The sequence below is a fragment of the Planktotalea sp. genome (assembly GCF_018607995.1).
In the GTDB taxonomy this organism is placed as follows: Bacteria; Pseudomonadota; Alphaproteobacteria; order Rhodobacterales; family Rhodobacteraceae; genus Planktotalea.
On record NZ_JABBAL010000023.1, the window covers coordinates 192,674 to 209,459 of the forward strand.

General features: G+C 54.8%; 14 protein-coding genes. 5 read left to right on the forward strand and 9 right to left on the reverse strand.

The window, feature by feature from the left end; all coding sequences use genetic code 11:
• Positions 1–386 precede the first annotated feature (386 nt).
• Entirely contained in the window at positions 387–1,286 is a 900-nt protein-coding gene (locus QZ280_RS09440) for a DMT family transporter (protein ID WP_293443099.1), read from the reverse strand.
• 75 nt (positions 1,287–1,361) lie between these two features.
• Between QZ280_RS09440 and QZ280_RS09445 the strand changes: the two genes are divergently transcribed.
• Entirely contained in the window at positions 1,362–2,990 is a 1,629-nt protein-coding gene (locus tag QZ280_RS09445) for an AMP-binding protein (protein ID WP_293443102.1), read from the forward strand.
• 2 nt (positions 2,991–2,992) lie between these two features.
• Here the strand turns inward: QZ280_RS09445 and QZ280_RS09450 are convergent, their stop codons facing one another.
• Positions 2,993–3,706 carry a helix-turn-helix domain-containing protein gene (locus QZ280_RS09450; RefSeq protein WP_293443104.1) on the reverse strand — a complete coding sequence of 238 codons (714 nt, stop codon included), beginning with the start codon at positions 3,704–3,706 and terminating at the stop codon, positions 2,993–2,995.
• A gap of 19 nt (positions 3,707–3,725) precedes the next feature.
• Here QZ280_RS09450 and QZ280_RS09455 point away from each other — a divergent pair, with 19 nt between their 5' ends.
• Together QZ280_RS09455 and QZ280_RS09460 are read left to right on the forward strand one after the other, a co-directional pair.
• A complete protein-coding gene (locus QZ280_RS09455) occupies positions 3,726–4,094 on the forward strand; it encodes a cytochrome P450 (protein ID WP_293443106.1) in 369 nt (122 codons plus the stop codon).
• Positions 4,095–4,167: 73 nt separating this feature from the next.
• Positions 4,168–5,193 carry a hypothetical protein gene (locus QZ280_RS09460; protein ID WP_293443108.1) on the forward strand — a complete coding sequence of 342 codons (1,026 nt, stop codon included), beginning with the start codon at positions 4,168–4,170 and terminating at the stop codon, positions 5,191–5,193.
• Positions 5,194–5,633: 440 nt separating this feature from the next.
• On the opposite strand, the gene upp is transcribed toward QZ280_RS09460, so the two are convergent.
• Genes upp through QZ280_RS09490 form a run of 6 tightly spaced genes read right to left on the reverse strand, consistent with a single transcriptional unit; the run spans position 5,634 to position 11,237 of the window.
• The gene (gene upp / locus QZ280_RS09465) at positions 5,634–6,266 is read right to left on the reverse strand and encodes a uracil phosphoribosyltransferase (protein ID WP_293443110.1); all 633 of its coding nucleotides are present in this window, start codon (positions 6,264–6,266) and stop codon (positions 5,634–5,636) included.
• Between the two features lie 3 nt (positions 6,267–6,269).
• Positions 6,270–7,277 (reverse strand): adenosine deaminase, encoded by a 1,008-nt coding sequence (locus QZ280_RS09470; RefSeq protein WP_293443112.1) that lies wholly within the window; start codon positions 7,275–7,277, stop codon positions 6,270–6,272.
• The gene (locus QZ280_RS09475) at positions 7,274–8,452 is read right to left on the reverse strand and encodes a phosphopentomutase (protein WP_293443114.1); all 1,179 of its coding nucleotides are present in this window, start codon (positions 8,450–8,452) and stop codon (positions 7,274–7,276) included. The genes QZ280_RS09470 and QZ280_RS09475 overlap by 4 nt, the downstream gene beginning before the upstream one ends.
• Positions 8,452–9,756 carry a thymidine phosphorylase gene (locus QZ280_RS09480; protein ID WP_293443116.1) on the reverse strand — a complete coding sequence of 435 codons (1,305 nt, stop codon included), beginning with the start codon at positions 9,754–9,756 and terminating at the stop codon, positions 8,452–8,454. Before QZ280_RS09480 ends, QZ280_RS09475 begins: the two co-directional genes overlap by 1 nt.
• Positions 9,757–10,149 (reverse strand): cytidine deaminase, encoded by a 393-nt coding sequence (locus QZ280_RS09485; RefSeq protein WP_293443118.1) that lies wholly within the window; start codon positions 10,147–10,149, stop codon positions 9,757–9,759.
• The gene (locus QZ280_RS09490; RefSeq protein WP_293443120.1) at positions 10,146–11,237 is read right to left on the reverse strand and encodes a cupin domain-containing protein; all 1,092 of its coding nucleotides are present in this window, start codon (positions 11,235–11,237) and stop codon (positions 10,146–10,148) included. Before QZ280_RS09490 ends, QZ280_RS09485 begins: the two co-directional genes overlap by 4 nt.
• Positions 11,238–11,407: 170 nt before the next feature.
• On the opposite strand from QZ280_RS09490, the gene QZ280_RS09495 reads away from it, so the two are divergent.
• Entirely contained in the window at positions 11,408–13,717 is a 2,310-nt protein-coding gene (locus QZ280_RS09495; RefSeq protein ID WP_293443122.1) for an NADP-dependent malic enzyme, read from the forward strand.
• 210 nt (positions 13,718–13,927) lie between these two features.
• Positions 13,928–15,814, forward strand: a complete 1,887-nt coding sequence (prpE, locus tag QZ280_RS09500) for a propionate-CoA ligase PrpE (RefSeq protein WP_293443124.1) — start codon at positions 13,928–13,930, stop codon at positions 15,812–15,814.
• A gap of 101 nt (positions 15,815–15,915) precedes the next feature.
• Here the strand turns inward: prpE and QZ280_RS09505 are convergent, their stop codons facing one another.
• Positions 15,916–16,734 (reverse strand): NAD kinase, encoded by an 819-nt coding sequence (locus QZ280_RS09505; protein ID WP_365734483.1) that lies wholly within the window; start codon positions 16,732–16,734, stop codon positions 15,916–15,918.
• Positions 16,735–16,786 lie beyond the last annotated feature (52 nt).

Genomic DNA, 16,786 nt, shown 5'->3' on the forward strand with positions numbered 1-16,786 from the left:
CGCATAAACCCGTTGAAGTCGAGCAGCTTTGCCAATCCCACAGCCGGATGTTCAAATCCTTGCGCGCGCAGCCAATGATAATAGCTGACCACACGATCCCAAGGATTCCGTACGAGCGTGGTGTAAAACATATCCGCCAGCTCATCCGTGCTGACAATGCCATCGATGTCCGCAAGCGTTGAATGTTTCCAAAGTCGGCCCGCCGGTTCCAGATCCTCGAGCCGCTTCTTGCGCCTTTGTGCTTTAGGTGTGTCGCCGATGATAATGTCATCTCACGCAGCACGCTCTTCAAGCGCCAGCGTCAAAGCAGCGCCCTCTGTTTTGGGGATGTGCACGAAAACGTAGCCTCTGGATTTCGAGATAATCATGGGGGCAAGATTGCCTGCTTAGTTCTGAGAGCGCAACGCGATTAAGCTGCCTGCCCCTGCGATCATCATGATGCCTATCAATTGGTTCAGGGTGATCGTTTGGCCGAACAAAAGATAAGCGAAGAGCGGGCCGAATATGAAGATCGAATACTCGAATACGGCGACGAAGCTTGGTTCAGCACTTTGATATGCCCGGATCAGGAAACCGACACCAATCAACGATCCAACCGCTTGAACCACAATAAGCCACCATGTGAGCGTCTCTGGCCACACGAAGCCACGCAACAAAAACCCATCGCTTCCTGCTGGCACCTCAGGCGCGAAAATCGCGAGTATACACAGCATAAAAATCCCGAACACGCCTTGGATGCCAAAGATACCAGCGAGCATCACAATCGTGCTTTCATCTGCACAAATCTTACGGGTCGCCACAGATCCCATTGCGTAGAACAGACCGCCAAACAGTGGCACGAAATTCAGCCACGACAGGCCAGTTTCGCTAGGACCGAGCACCACGATGATGCCCGCAAATCCAAATAGCACCGCAAAGATGCGCAAAGCGCCGACCTTTTCACCGAACACGAATATGGAGATCAGAAGGACGAATATAGGCGCGGTGAACAGCCCCGCTAACGCTTGCGCGATGGGCATGAACGCGAGCGAGCCAAAGTAGAACACCATCCCGAGTGCTACAAACCCGTTTCGCAGCAGCACAGCCCAAAGCCGTATGGGTCGCAACGTGCCAAAGCCGAAATAGGCAACCAGCATCAACAATGGCAAACCCATGCACGTTCGAATAAATTGGAACTGCCACAAGCTGACATCGCGCGCTATCACCGCGATATAGTTGTCGATCAACCCAATCACGAGCATAGAGATGACCATGAAACCGGCAGCTTGCTTGGGCTGATGCGTCATTACTCTTTCCATCTTTCAAAAGTGCTGTCAGTTTGCGAAAAATTGCGCAATTCACCTTAGAAGGATCAGACGCTCATGGGATGGATGAAGGATGAAACCGGATTAGACAAGCGTGATGCAAATTATCGCGCCCTGACACCCCTGTCCCATTTGCGCCGTGCTGCGAAGGTTTTCCCGAAAAAGACCGCATTGGTCTATAATGATTTTCGCGCAAGCTATGCGCAATATCATGACCGCTGCACGCGGCTGGCCTCTGGTCTTGCACAGCTTGGCGTAACATCTGGCGACGTTGTCGCGACCCTGCTTCCCAACATCCCCGCGCAGGCCGAAGCGCATTTTGGCATTCCCGCATGTGGCGCGGTCTTGAACACCATCAACACACGTCTCGACAAAGGCACCATCGCCTATATTTTTGATCATGGCGAAGCCAAGGTCGCCTTGGTTGATACGCAATTCCTGCCAAGCGTCGAAGCCGCCATCGTGGAGATGGAGAGTGATGGACCTTTGATCATTGAGGTGCCTGACGCCGCTGCGGGCTATCCTGCCTCGGGGCGTTATCAGACTTATGACGCGCTGCTTAAGAGCGGCGATGCCGCGTTCGAATGGATCATGCCTGCCGATGAATGGGAGAGCCTCGCGCTCAATTATACATCCGGCACCACGGGTCGTCCTAAGGGTGTCGTATACCATCATCGCGGCGCGTATCTGATGACCATGGGCACGGTTGTCAGCTGGCAATTAACCCTCGCGCCCGTCTATTTGACCATCGTGCCACTGTTTCACTGCAATGGCTGGAACCACACATGGATGATGCCGATGCTTGGCGGCACGATTGTGTGCTGTCGTGATGTCACTGCAAAGGCCGTGTATAATGCGATCGCCGACGAAGGTGTGACGCATTTTGGCGGCGCACCTATCGTGTTGAACACATTGGTGAATTCCGCACCAGAAGAGCGTCGCAAGTTTGATCACACTGTGGAAGTCTTCACCGCAGGTGCGCCACCCGCCCCTGCGACCCTAGCGGCGATTGAAACCATGGGCTTTCATATCACCCAAGTCTACGGATTGACGGAAACTTATGGTCACGTCACCGAGTGCCTTTGGGATGGCGAGACATGGGATGCGCTCGATCAATCCTCGCGCTCTGCCATCAAAGCACGTCAAGGGGTGGCGATGCCGATGATGGACGACATCACCGTGCTCGACCCTGACATGAGCCAAGTCGCGATGGACGGCGCGCATCAAGGTGAGATCATGATTCGAGGCAATTCAGTGATGAAAGGCTATCTGAAAAATCCAAGCGCCACGGACGAGGCCTTTGCAGGTGGTTATTTCCATTCCGGCGACCTCGCAGTGCAACACCCTGACACGCATATCCAGATCGCAGATCGCGCGAAGGACATCATTATTTCGGGAGGCGAAAACATTTCCTCCGTTGAGGTAGAGGGCACTTTGATGGCGCACCCCGCCGTGTCGCTTTGCGCAGTCGTAGCCAAGCCCGACGACAAATGGGGTGAAGTGCCCTGCGCTTTCGTCGAATTGCTGCCCGGTGCAGAGGTGAGCGAAGCAGAGCTGATCGCCTACGCGCGCGAAACACTTGCGGGTTTTAAAACGCCCAAAGCCGTGATTTTTCAGGAGCTACCGAAAACCTCGACGGGCAAAATTCAAAAGTTCGAACTGCGCAAAACTTTGAGCAGCTTGTAACGTTAGCCCATCAAACGATAGCTCCAGAACGCTTCGTCGCTTTCAAACCTGCGCATCAATTCTGCGGGCGTGAATCCTGTTTGTGCGCGCACATGCCGTCCCATATGGGATTGATCAGAATAGCCCGCGTCCGTGGCGATCCCTGCCATATCCGCATCGCGCTCGGTTAACGCTAACGCAAAGGCTTGCTCTGCCTTGGAAAATCGCTGAAGCCGTTTCAGTGGTTGGCCTGCCAAAGTCTTCACGCGTCGTTGCATTTGCCGCACGCTCCGCCCCGTCTGCGAAAATGCTGCGTTCACCATCAAAGCGCGGCTCCAATCGGTGATCATCCGACCAAAGGGATGTTGATCAGGACGTGCTGAGTGCCAGAGCGGCGCTATGCGTGTTTGCAAATCCGCGAATGCAGTCACAGCATCCTTTGCCCCTTTCAACTGTTCAAAAACATCGCGCAGAACGCTTTGTGGCAAAGCCTTTAAAGGCACGCTTTTGTCACGCAATTGACCTATCTCCACGCCCAGCAACGTCGCAATCGCATCGGGGTAGAACGCTACGATCATTGCGTGGATATCCGCGTCGTTCCAACTTGTCGTAGGGTGGTCTTGCGGTCCGCTAAAGATAAGATCAGGCATCAGTGCGGCTTGCTGAGGCGCGCTCAGATCCTGCGGACCTGCCATCAACCGCCACGCGCCATCAAATGAAATGCTAAGCGCACACATGGGCGAGGCTAAGAAGTGATTGAAACGCGCATGTGGTGTCAAACTACAGCGCCGCGTTTCACTTACAAACCCACCCAAGGTGCACTACGCCAGTTCCGGTTTGGGATGGAGAAATTCGGACCTTGGCACCCTCTTCACTGTCGTCTCCATTCTATCGCAAGGTCCTGATGTGTTCGCAAAGCAAAACCGCTTCCGCTATTTCCCGCTTGGCGGCGGTGCGCAGGTTTGTTTGGGGCAAGCATTTGTAATGGCAGAAGCCGTGACATTGGTGGCTAGGATCATCCAAAATTTTCAGTTTTCTGAGGCAGAAGACAGCAAGATTGAATTGGAAACGGGTGCTAGTCTGCGCGCGAAAGGTGGGATAAACCGGCGGCTTTCACCAATTTAGCACCAAGCGTTGCCCGCCTGTATCCGGACATGTTACCTTGTGCCACAAATGAGGCAGAGCAGACCCGCCCAACATGACAGCATTGACCAAATATGACCGGCTAGAAGCCGCGGGCCTATGGCGCGCGGCCCCTGATCAGCAGCGGATCGATGTTATCGTCAGCCTTGGCGATGCGACCCTCACAATCAAAGATACGCGCGATCAAGCCTTAGCGCATTGGTCGCTTGCCGCGATTGCGCGCTCCAACCCCGGAAAACGGCCCGCTCTGTTTCATCCTGAGGGCGACACCACAGAAACCCTAGAGATCCCGACTGACGAAGACGAAATGATCCGCGCCATCGAAAAACTGCGCAAAGCGGTTGAGCGTGCACGCCCCAAAAAGGGCCGTCTTCGCGGGTTTCTCACGCTTGCTCTGCTCGCCGCAGGTGTAGGCACTGCGGTCTTTTTTCTCCCGAACGCACTGGTAGATCAGGCGATTAAAGTGGTTCCTGACGTGAAACGTGTAGAGATCGGCAACGCGCTGTTGACCCAAATGCAACGTGCAACTGGAACGCCCTGCAGTAGCCCAAGCGCCAATCCCGCTTTGGTCGCGCTGACGCGGCGCATGACGTTGGGTGAAGAACCGACCTACCTTGCAGTGATGCGTGCAGGAGTGAACGAGGCGATCCACATTCCAGGCGGGGCGATCTTACTGAGCCGTACGATGGTGGAGGACTATGAAAGCCCCGACGTTCTTGCAGGCTATATCATTGCTGAGCAAGTGCGCCGCGAGACCAGAGATCCGTTGCGCCATTTGCTGGAAAGTGCTGGATTGGTGGCAACGTTGCGTTTACTGACCACAAGCCGCATGCCCGAAAGTACGATTGAGGTTCATGCCAAACAGCTTTTGACAGAAGAACGCGCACCACTTCCGACACCTGCCCTCTTGGCACGTTTTGAAACACTGGCAATTCCGTCCAGTCCCTATGGCTATGCCGTTGATATAACGGGAGAATTGACGTTACCACTGATCGAAGGCGATCCGCTTTCGGGTGCCACTCAGGAGCCTGTTCTACCTGATTCAGCTTGGGTTCGGCTTCAAGAAATTTGTGAGGGCTGATCGCGTGGCTGTAAAGTTCAGTTTCAGCCTCAGTGACCCCGATCTGAACAGGCTCTTGCACTTGGCGCACAGCAGGTGCTGCGGCAACGGCCGTGGCTCCTGCACCTGAGGGACAAACCGCACACAACCTTGCGGGAGCGCGAAGCGCGCGGCACCCAATTAGTATTCCCATCAACATCGGCGCGAATATAAAAACAACCTTTGCTGTCCACATATTGGTTCGCCGTGACGGAGGCTGGTGGCAGCTCCGCCGAGCCTTTTTCACGCGCAAGCGATTGAGCGCTCACACTACTAAAGGAAATACACAAGTTACCGCAAACACAGATACTGATAAGAATCGCTTAATGTTGATTTTCGACCCCCACAGATGTTGTGGTAAGGCGACTCAAATTAGACTAAGAGTCTAGCGAGCAGATGATCACGAAAGCGGGTAACTGCCTCTATTTAGTACCAAACATGCGATCTCCCGCATCCCCTAGTCCGGGCATGATGTAGCCAACCTCGTTCAGCTTTTCATCCAATGCAGCTGTAACGATAGGAACGTCGGGGTGAGCTGCCTTCATAGTTGCAACGCCTTCAGGTGCAGCAAGCAAACACAGGAAGCGAATGTTCTTCGCACCCGCCTTCTTAAGTAGATCAATCGCCGCCACAGACGAGTTGCCCGTCGCCAACATCGGATCAACCGCGATGACCAAACGGTCCTCAAGGGCGTCGGGTGCTTTGAAGTAGTATTGCACGGGTTGCAGCGTCTCTTCATCGCGGTAGAGCCCCACAAACCCAACCCGCGCAGACGGGATCAGTTCCAACACACCGTCCAGTAAACCGTTACCTGCCCGCAAGATCGAGATTAGCGCGAGCTTTTTGCCATCCAGAGTTGGCGCATCCATTTCCGTCATTGGCGTTTCGATTTTTTTTGTAGTCATCGGCAGGCCGCGCGTCACCTCATAGGCAAGTAACTGACTGATTTCACGCAACAATTGACGGAAGACCGCTGTTGACGTGCCCTTCTCACGCATAAGCGTCAATTTGTGCTGCACGAGGGGGTGATCAACGATCGTAAGATGCTCTGACATGGCTTATACCTCCAATTTCTTAAGGATATTCGTACGGGTCGCGTCATCGCAGAACGCCGCCTTTGCTGATGCTTTGGCTATGTCGGTAAAGACTTTAGCGTCCCAACCAAATGTATTGGCAAGGTTCAGGTATTCATCGCGCATGGTCGTGTGAAAGAACGGCGGATCGTCCGTTGAGACCGTCACAGGCACACCCGCGCGGCGCAGCACGTCAATCGGATGGCTTTTCCAATCAGGATAGGCCCCGAGTGCGACGTTAGAACCGGGGCAAATCTCTAGTACGATGCCCTTCTCGGCAAGTTCATCGACCAACGCTGGATCTTCAACCGCGCGCACGCCATGGCCAACGCGTTCAACCCCTAAATCATCCACAGCATCGCGCACTTCTTGCGGACCGCGCCACTCACCCGCGTGTGTGGTAAGGCGCAAGCCCGCCTCGCGCGCCATATCAAAGCTGTATTTGAAATCGCGTTGCGCTCCCATATTTTCATCACCGCCCATCCCGAAACCTGTGATAAAATCACCCACAGTTTCAGCGGCACATAGCGCTGCGGTCTTGGCCTGTTCAGGTCCTTCATGGCGAATGCAGGTAACAATCCCGCGTGACGTGATGCCAAAATCGCGCTCCGCTTCGTTCGCGGCCTCAATCATCGCCGCCAGATATTCGCGCCAAGCGGTCACATCGCCGCCACCGCAAAAATCGGGGCTGACAAAACTTTCCATGTAGATCACGCCATTGCTCGCCGCCTCTTCTAGAATCGCGAGACCGAGGCGTTTGAAATTCTCTGGCGTCTGCAAAACGGTCGTCGCAGTCTCATAGATGCGCAGGAACGGGACGAAGCCCTCGAAGGCGTATGATCCATCTGCGGTGAAAATTTTTGACAGATCGACGTTCTTCTCTTTCGCCAAGCCCCGAATGAACGCGGCCGGTGCGGCACCCTCGTAATGCGTATGTAATTCGACCTTGGGCAGATCGAGGATCGCCGTCAGCTCTTCGCTGATCTCGCTCATAGAAAACTCCTTCCGGTGCCGTTTGATCTAGCACCAAGATGCGCAGCGATACTCGCCGCAACATCAGTGAAACCGCAGGAACCTATCTCGCCTACTCCCGCGCCATGCACAAGGACCGGCACTTGTTCGCGCGTGTGATCAGTGCCGGGCCAGCTGGGATCATTACCGTGATCTGCGGTCAGAATCAGCAAATCGCCTTCCCCCAAACACGGTAAGAAATGTCCGAGCCATTGATCAAACCGCTCAAGCGCAGCGCCGTAGCCTTCAACGTCGCGGCGATGGCCGTAGTCCGTGTCGAACTCGACAAGATTGGCGAAGACAAAATCGCCCTGCCCGGCAGTTTCCACCAGATTATCAAGCGCCGTCATCAATTCAGGATCGCGCCCTTTTACGGAGGTGCTTATCCCGCTCATCGTGAAGATATCGCCGATCTTTCCAACACCATGCACTTTGCTACCGGTATCTTGCACCCAGTTGGTCAAAACAGCTTCAGGCGGGGCAATCGCAAAATCACGGCGATGTTTGGTGCGTTTAAAATCCGCGTGGCAGGTACCCACGAAGGGTCGTGCGATGACACGTCCGACGCGCAACTCATGCAGCAAAGGGGCCACATCCGCACACATCTGCAAGAGCCGTTCGCGGCCAAAAACCTCTTCATGCGCAGCGATCTGAAGAACGCTATCGGCAGAGGTGTAGCAAATCGGCTGACCCGTGCGCAGATGCTCTTCGCCGAAGTCATCAATCACTTTGATCCCATTGGAATGGGCATTGCAGAGAATTCCATCCGTGCCAGCCGCTTTGCACAGCGCTTGGGTTATCGAATTTGGAAACGCGGGGGTTGCTTCGGGGAAATACGTCCACTCCCACGGTACAGGCAGTCCGGCCAATTCCCAATGCCCCGATGGTGTGTCTTTGCCGCGCGAAATCTCACGCGCGACACCCCATTTTCCGGATGGCTCTGCATTCAAGCCCGGCGTCTTAATCCCAGTAGATAACCGCACCGCGGCCCCGAGGCCTAACGCGTCCATGTTCGGGACATTCAAGCCACGTTGCGCGATGATATGGCCAAGCGTGTTGGCTCCCGTGTCTGGCAGATCGCCATTGAAAAATAAACCCGCATCCGGCGCGCCGCCGCAGCCAACGCTGTCGAGCACTATCAAAAACGCGCGCGCCATTACGAAATCACCTCATGCACCAAGGTCTGTTTCACAGGTGGCGTGTCGGACAAAGCAACCGCCTGACGCACGGCCGACGCGGCACGATCTGCTTGCCCCTCGCGCGCAGCATGGACCCGCGCCAAAGGCTGGCCCTTTTCGATTTTAGCACCGAGCGTAGCGACATCAGACAGACCAACGGCCGGATCGACCAGATCACTTTCCACCTGCCGACCACCTCCAAGATCAACCACTGCCAGACCCAAGGCTTCACCATTTATTGCGCTCACAAAGCCCGTTTGGGTTGCAGTGATTTCACGAATAACAGGGGCTTCGGGCAGATAGCGCTCAGGGTTATCCACAAAGCCCAACGGCCCACCCATCGCCACGATCATCTTGCCAAACCGTTCTGCAGCGGCACCGCTTACAATGACGTTGCTCAGCTTTTCACGCGCGGCATCTTCGCTGTCGAACACACCGCCGCTGAACAGCAATTGTGCACCTAACGCGAGAGTCAATTCATACAAAGCACCGCGCTCTTTGCCGTGGAGGACTTTCATCACTTCAGCGACTTCCAAAGCATTACCCAAAGACGTCGCAAGCGGCGCGTTCATGTCAGTTATAAGCGCAGTCGTCGGACATCCTGCTGAATTTGATGTTTCCACCAAAGCTGTTGCAAGTGCGCGCGCCTCATCCAAGCGTTTCATGAACGCGCCTGAACCGACCTTCACATCAAGCACCAAGCCATCCAAGCCCGCCGCCAGTTTCTTTGACAGGATCGAGGCGGTGATCAAATCCAAGCTCTCAACCGTCGCCGTCACATCACGGACAGCGTAGAGCCGTTTGTCAGCCGGTGCAATGTCCGCGCTCGCGCTGACGATGGCGCAGCCAGCCTGATCTATGATGCGTTTGAATTGCGTTTCATCGACGGAAGTGGACAGGCCCGGGATGCTTTCCATCTTATCAAGCGTGCCACCCGTGTGTCCCAAGCCACGTCCCGAAATCATCGGCACATAGGCACCACAGGCTGCTAAGGCGGGGGCAAGGACCAATGATACGCAATCACCCACACCCCCTGTTGAATGTTTGTCCAAGACGGGTCCATCAACGTCCCACGACAGTGTTCTACCGCTTTTTTGCATGGCCAAGGTCAGCGCTGTGCGCCCGGCATGGCCCAGCCCTTGCAGACAGACGGCCATCGCAAAGGCCCCTGCTTGCGCATCGCTTACGGATTGATCCGCGAGGCCCTTGGCGAACCATTTCAACGCATCCGCATCTACCGTCTCGCCACGCCTGAGCGCCGCAATGATCGCGCGCGCATCCACTTAGGAAGTGTCCATGAAGCTGGCATCAAACGCACCAGGCAAAAGGTCTGCAACGGTCATACTTTTCTCGATACCGTCAGTCGTAGCCAAGGTCACAACGACATCCCCAGCCGCAAATTCCGCGATCTTTTGGCGGCATCCACCACAGGGGGGAACGGGTGCGGGGCATTCTGCAATCACGTAGACTTCGACAATCTCACGTTCGCCCGCCGCACACATGGCCGCAATCGCCCCAGCCTCTGCACATGTGCCTTCAGGGTAAGCCACGTTTTCGACGTTGCAGCCTTGATAAACGGTGCCCGACGCAGTGCGTATCGCAGCCCCAACTTTGAAGTTCGAATAAGGTGCATGGGCGTTTTCACGCACGCCGCGCGCTGCATCTTTGAGTGTCATTCAGGCTCTCCCACCCATGTTCTGAAAGCGCCCGGCAAGGAGACTTCCAGCAATTCCAAATCACTTGATACGTCCGAATATCGCGTCAGCATCGAAGGCGGTGTCACAAACGCATCCCCCGCTTCAAGGCGATGTGGATCACGATCCTCGCCCTCTAGCGTCATGGTGCCATCCATCACAAATGTGAAATGAATATCGCTGTCATGTGCGGCCCATTCCGCCACGTCACCATTCGGGCGTACCACATGCACGCCTGCCACATCGAGTGTGTTTTTTGCGATCAACGTATCGCGGCTTTTGAAGCCTTTGAGGCGGAAGTCTTGCCACGCCGCCTCTTCCGCTTTGTGATGCACGAATTTCTGACCTTGGAATTCACGCTCGGGGTTCACGACGCCATTTGGCAGTTCCATCTCATGATCAATGGTTGTGACATGCTCCGCAGGGACACCGATTTCGATCACCTCGATATTATCAGAGGCAAACAGAACACGATGACGGATTTCAGGCGGCTGGATCACGCAATTACCTGCGTGCAGGCGGAAAGGTTCACCCTGATCCTCATAGACCAAATCAACCCAGCCACGGTAACAGAAAATTAACTGAAACCCCACTGTGTGGTAGTGAACCATGTCCGGTACAGGGCCACCATCGGGAATGCGAATATGACTGGCAATGATCGAGCCGCCCAAACGATCCGGTATCAAATCACGGTAATGCATGCCCGCGCGCCCGACGACCCAAGGAGCCTGATCCGCCAAGCGCCGCACCACAAAGGAATGTAAGGTCTGTGGCGACACCAAGGGTTCATGCATCGCACAGATTTCAACCTGCGTTCCACCAGGAGCGATCTGTTCACCGATCCCGCCTAACGCCTCAGGATCATCACAGCGCAAGCGAAGATGGACAGGCGCACGCGTGCTTTCCTGATCCAAACGCAGCGACACGCCATGCCCGGAAAACACAGCAACCTGTGGGTCATCTGCAGGATAAATCATGTCCATCTTGAAACCGAGCGTTTTGGTGAAAAATCCGATGTCCGCACGAATATCTTGCGTTGGTGCACAAATTTCAGCTTTGATGTCGCTCATGTCAGTCCCTCATTCGCGAGTCTCTTGCTCCCCGCAGAGACCAGAGTGTCAACGCATCCGCCTATTTGCAAGATATCAAGAAGACTGTATCAAACTCTCACAGTGTTTCCGGCCTGAACCGAGTAGTTTAACATCAAACTAATCCATGGACGACGTCATAAGGGACCAACATGACTGACAGCAAAGCCGATCTCGAAAAAGAAGCGGAACAAGCAAAAGAAGCGGTTCGCAAGGCGGCACTTGATTATCATGAGTTCCCAAAACCCGGAAAACTAGAAATCCGCGCGACCAAGCCTTTGGCCAACGGACGCGACCTTGCGCGCGCTTATTCTCCCGGCGTCGCAGAGGCCTGCATCGAGATCAGCAAAACGCCCTCGGACGCATCGCGCTACACCGCACGCGGTAATTTGGTTGCTGTTATCACCAATGGCACAGCGGTTTTGGGTCTTGGCAATATCGGTGCACTCGCCTCAAAACCCGTAATGGAAGGCAAGGCCGTTCTGTTCAAGCAGTTCGCAGGCATTGATTGTTTTGACATCGAAGTGGACGAAAAAGACCCTGAAAAGCTGGCTGATATCGTCTGCGCTTTGGAGCCAACTTTCGGAGCGATCAACCTTGAAGACATCAAAGCGCCAGATTGCTTTATCGTTGAACAAATTTGCCGCGAACGGATGAACATCCCTGTTTTCCATGACGACCAACACGGCACCGCCATCGTTGTGGGGGCGGCTGCGACCAATGCTTTGCATGTTTCGGGCAAGAACTTTGAAGATATCAAGATCGTGTCGACAGGTGGCGGCGCGGCGGGGATTGCCTGCCTCAACATGCTGCTAAAGTTGGGTGTGAAGCGCGAAAACGTATGGCTCTGCGATATTCATGGTCTGGTTTACGAGGGCCGCACAGAGGATATGAATCCGCAGAAAGCGGCCTTTGCGCAGAAAAGCGATCTACGTACATTGGATGATGTGATTGACGACGCAGACATGTTTCTTGGTCTTTCTGGCCCGAATGTTCTGAAGCCTGAGATGGTTTCAAAAATGACCAAGAAGCCGATCATCTTCGCGCTGGCCAATCCAAACCCCGAAATCCAACCAATCGTAGCGCGAGGGGTGGCACCGGATGCAATAATTGCGACTGGGCGCAGCGATTTTCCAAACCAAGTCAACAATGTGCTGTGTTTCCCGTTCATCTTCCGCGGTGCCCTCGATGTGGGTGCGACAGAGATCAATGACGAAATGCAGCTGGCCTGCATCGCGGGGATCGCAGAGCTCGCGCGCGCGACCACCAGCGCCGAAGCGGCTGCTGCCTATCAAGGCGAACAGCTGACATTCGGCGTCGATTATCTGATCCCAAAACCATTCGATCCACGCCTGTCTGCCGTGGTGTCCTCCGCTGTGGCACAGGCCGCGATGGAAACGGGTGTCGCCACGAAACCTGTGGATGATCTGGACGCGTATCGCGACACGCTCAACGAATCTGTCTTTAAGTCTGCGCTTTTGATGCGGCCCGTGTTTGAAGCCGCCACCAAAGAAAGCCGCCGTATTGTGTTCGCGGAAGGCGAAGATGAACGTGTTTTGCGCGCGTCCCAAGCAATCTTGGAAGAGACCACAGAAACCCCGATTCTCATTGGTCGCCCTGATGTGATTGCCGCGCGTTGCGAACGCGCTGGTCTGACGATCCGACCTGATCGGGACTTTAAAATCGTGAACCCGGAAAATGATCCACGTTACCGTGATTATTGGGGCACGTATCATTCGATCATGTCGCGCCAAGGTGTCTCGCCTGATATTGCGCGTGCGGTGATGCGCACGAATACAACCGCGATTGCAGCCGTCATGGTCCACCGCGAAGAGGCGGATAGCTTGATCTGCGGAACCTTTGGCGAATATCGATGGCATCTCAACTATGTGAAACAAATTCTGGGGGATCAGACACATACGCCGCATGGTGCCTTGTCGCTGATGGTTCTTGAAGATGGGCCTTTGTTCGTGGCCGACACCCATGTTTGGACTCAGCCTACACCGGAGCAAATCGCACAGATGGCGATTGGCGCTGCGCGACACGCACGCCGCTTTGGATTGACGCCGAAGGTCGCATTCTGTTCGCAATCGCAATTCGGCACGCAAGCAGAAGGTCCGGGCAAACGCATCCGCGAAGCCATGGCTCTGCTCGACGCGACAAACACGGATTTTATGTACGAGGGGGAAATGAAGGTTGATGCCGCCCTTGATCCCGAGTTGCGCGACAAGCTTTTGCCGAATGGACGTCTGAACGGTGTTGCAAACATTTTGATTTTTGGCACAGGTGACGCGGCCTCCGCGACCCGCAATGTGCTGAAAATGAAAGCCGCCGCTTTGGAGGTCGGACCACTGTTGATGGGCATGGGAAATCGCGCGCATATCGTAACGCCGGGTGTAACCGCACGAGGGTTGTTGAACATGGGTGCCGTCGCTGGGACGCCTGTGTCGAACTACGGCTAAGGTTTGCACAAAGGGTTTGCAAATTTGCAAAAAAACTTGGAAAAGCGCCTGATATCGCTAAACCACACAACTTTGCAAAAATCTGCAAGCGCAGGATCGCAAATATTGCAAATAAACCGCGTAAATCGGTCCTGCTGTACCCCTTGAGACTTGCCCAGCCCCCCATGCGCGGCCTAACTCTTTTGCAACGTAAGTGAAGGAGCATCCGAAATGGCCTATAAAGACGTCTACGCAAGCTGGCAAAATGATCCCGAAGCCTTTTGGCTGGACGCTGCAAAAGCCATTGACTGGGACGAAGCCCCAGTAAAAGCGCTGACGGATAAAGGCGAAGGACTGTGCGAATGGTTTGCGGATGCCAAGGTCAACACATGCTACAACGCTGTTGATCGTCACGTCGAAAACGGTCGCGGAGATCAAGTAGCGATTATTCACGATAGTCCGATCACTGGATCAATCTCCAAGATCACCTACCGCGAGTTACAAAACCGCGTCGCTTCTCTTGCGGGAGCGTTGCGTGCCAAAGGCGTCGAAAAGGGTGATCGCGTTATCATCTACATGCCGATGGTGCCAGAAGCGCTTGAGGCGATGCTCGCTTGTGCACGGATCGGGGCCATCCATTCTGTAGTGTTTGGCGGATTTGCCGCGAACGAACTTGCAGTGCGCATTGATGACGCGACCCCAAAGGCGATCATTGCCGCGTCTTGCGGATTAGAACCGGGGCGAGTCGTCAAATACAAACCCCTTCTTGATGGCGCGATCGAGTTGGCAGACCACAAGCCAGAACTCAGCGTTGTCCTGCAACGCGAACAAGAAGTTGTCGACCTAGGCCCGCGCGACGTCGATTGGCATGGGTTTCAAGAGGGCGTGACCCCTGCAGAGTGCCTCGCGGTGGAGGGCAATCACCCCGCTTACATCCTCTACACCTCCGGCACCACGGGCGCGCCTAAAGGCGTTGTGCGTCACACAGCCGGCCATTTGGTAGCGCTCAATTGGACGATGAAGAATGTCTACAATGTCGATTCAGGCGATGTGTTCTGGGCCGCCTCTGATGTGGGTTGGGTCGTCGGACATTCCTACATATGCTACGCGCCGCTTATCCACGGCAACACCACAATTGTGTTTGAAGGCAAGCCCGTCGGCACGCCAGACGCGGGCACATTCTGGCGCGTGATTTCAGAGCATAATGTCAAAAGCTTCTTCACCGCGCCGACGGCATTTCGGGCTGTGAAACGCGAAGACCCAAAAGGCGAGTTTGTTAAGAAATACGATCTAAGCTGCTTGAATGTTGTCTATCTTGCAGGCGAGCGTGCCGATCCTGATACGATTGAATGGGCACAAAAAAAATTGAACGTTCCTGTGATCGATCACTGGTGGCAGACAGAAACTGGCTATGCAATTGCCGCGAATCCAATGGGGATCGAGCATATGCCCGTTAAGCTTGGCAGCCCATCCGTGCCGATGCCCGGTTATGATGTGCAGGTGCTGGACGAAGGCGGACATCCGATGAAAGCCGGAGAGCTTGGTGCGATCGCGGTGAAATTACCACTGCCCCCCGGCACGTTACCGACGCTTTGGAACGCTGAAGAGCGTTATCGCAAAAGCTACCTCACGCAATTCCCCGGATTTTATGAGACGGGAGATGCGGGGATGATTGATGAAGACGGCTATCTCTACATCATGGCGCGCACGGATGATGTGATCAACATAGCCGGACATCGCCTGTCTACGGGCGGCATGGAAGAAGTGCTCGCCGCGCATCCTGATGTGGCCGAATGCGCCGTCATTGGCGTAACGGATCAGTTGAAAGGGCAAATGCCTGTTGGATTTTTGTGCTTGAACACAGGTGCGGGACGCGAAAATGCGGAGGTTGTCGCAGAATGCGTAAAACTCGTGCGTGAGAAAATCGGCCCTGTTGCGGCTTTCAAATTGGCAGTAGTCGTGGATCGTTTGCCGAAAACGCGGTCGGGTAAGATCTTGCGCGGCACAATGGTCAAGATCGCCGATAGCGAAGCATTCAAAGCGCCAGCGACGATTGATGACCCTGCAATTTTGACTGAAATTAAGGCTGCGCTGCAATCGATCGGTTACGCCAAGTGACGTCACCTTAAAGCGGCAACCGGTTTTGCGAGGGCTAAAGCCCTCGCGGTGCTCCAAGCCTAAAGGGTTGGAGGTTTGAGTTTAATGCGCAAGATAAAGCGTTAAACAAATTGCTCGCGGATGAGCCTTTCCTCAAGCCCATGGCCCGGATCAAAAAGAATTCGGTGCGCGATGCTGGGTTCAGATTGGATATCAACCCTAATCACGTTCTTAACAGAGCGTCCGTCCGCATCCGCCATCACGGGTCTTTTGTCTGGCTCAATCACTTCGAAACGTACTTTTGCAGCTTTTGGCACCAATGCACCCCGCCAGCGGCGCGGACGGAACGCCGCCATTGCGGTCAGCGCCAGAACATCTGCACCAATCGGCAAGATCGGGCCATGCGCAGAATAATTATAGGCAGTCGAACCCGCAGGCGTCGCCAACAGTGCGCCGTCGCACACCAGCTCTTGCATTCTGAGGCGATCATCAATGTATATGCGCAGCTTTGCCGCTTGTGGGCCCGCGCGCAGCAACGACACTTCGTTGATCGCCAACTGGCGGTGGGTTTCGCCAGCGCGGTCTTCAGCGATCATTGACAACGGGTTGATCACCTCTTCTTCCGCGTCGGACAAGCGTTCTTGTAGATCGCTTTCACTGTATTCATTCATCAAAAAGCCGATGGTGCCACGGTTCATCCCATAGACAGGCGCGGGCAAATCTTGTGTCGCATGCAAAACCGAGAGCATGAAGCCATCACCGCCAAGCGCAACGATCACATCGGCTTGCGCTTGATCCACATTGCCATAGCGCGTGACAAGTGCGCCACGGGCTGATTGCGCCGTTGCTGTTTCGCCCGCCAAAAAGGCAATCTTCAGTGTCATTGAGCGTCCTACCCTGCGATGATCGGTCCGAGAGAAACACATGTCACTGCGAACCACCAGCCATGGCGTAGAATTAGAGGCATGCGTCGTTTATACCGCTTGAGCTTGA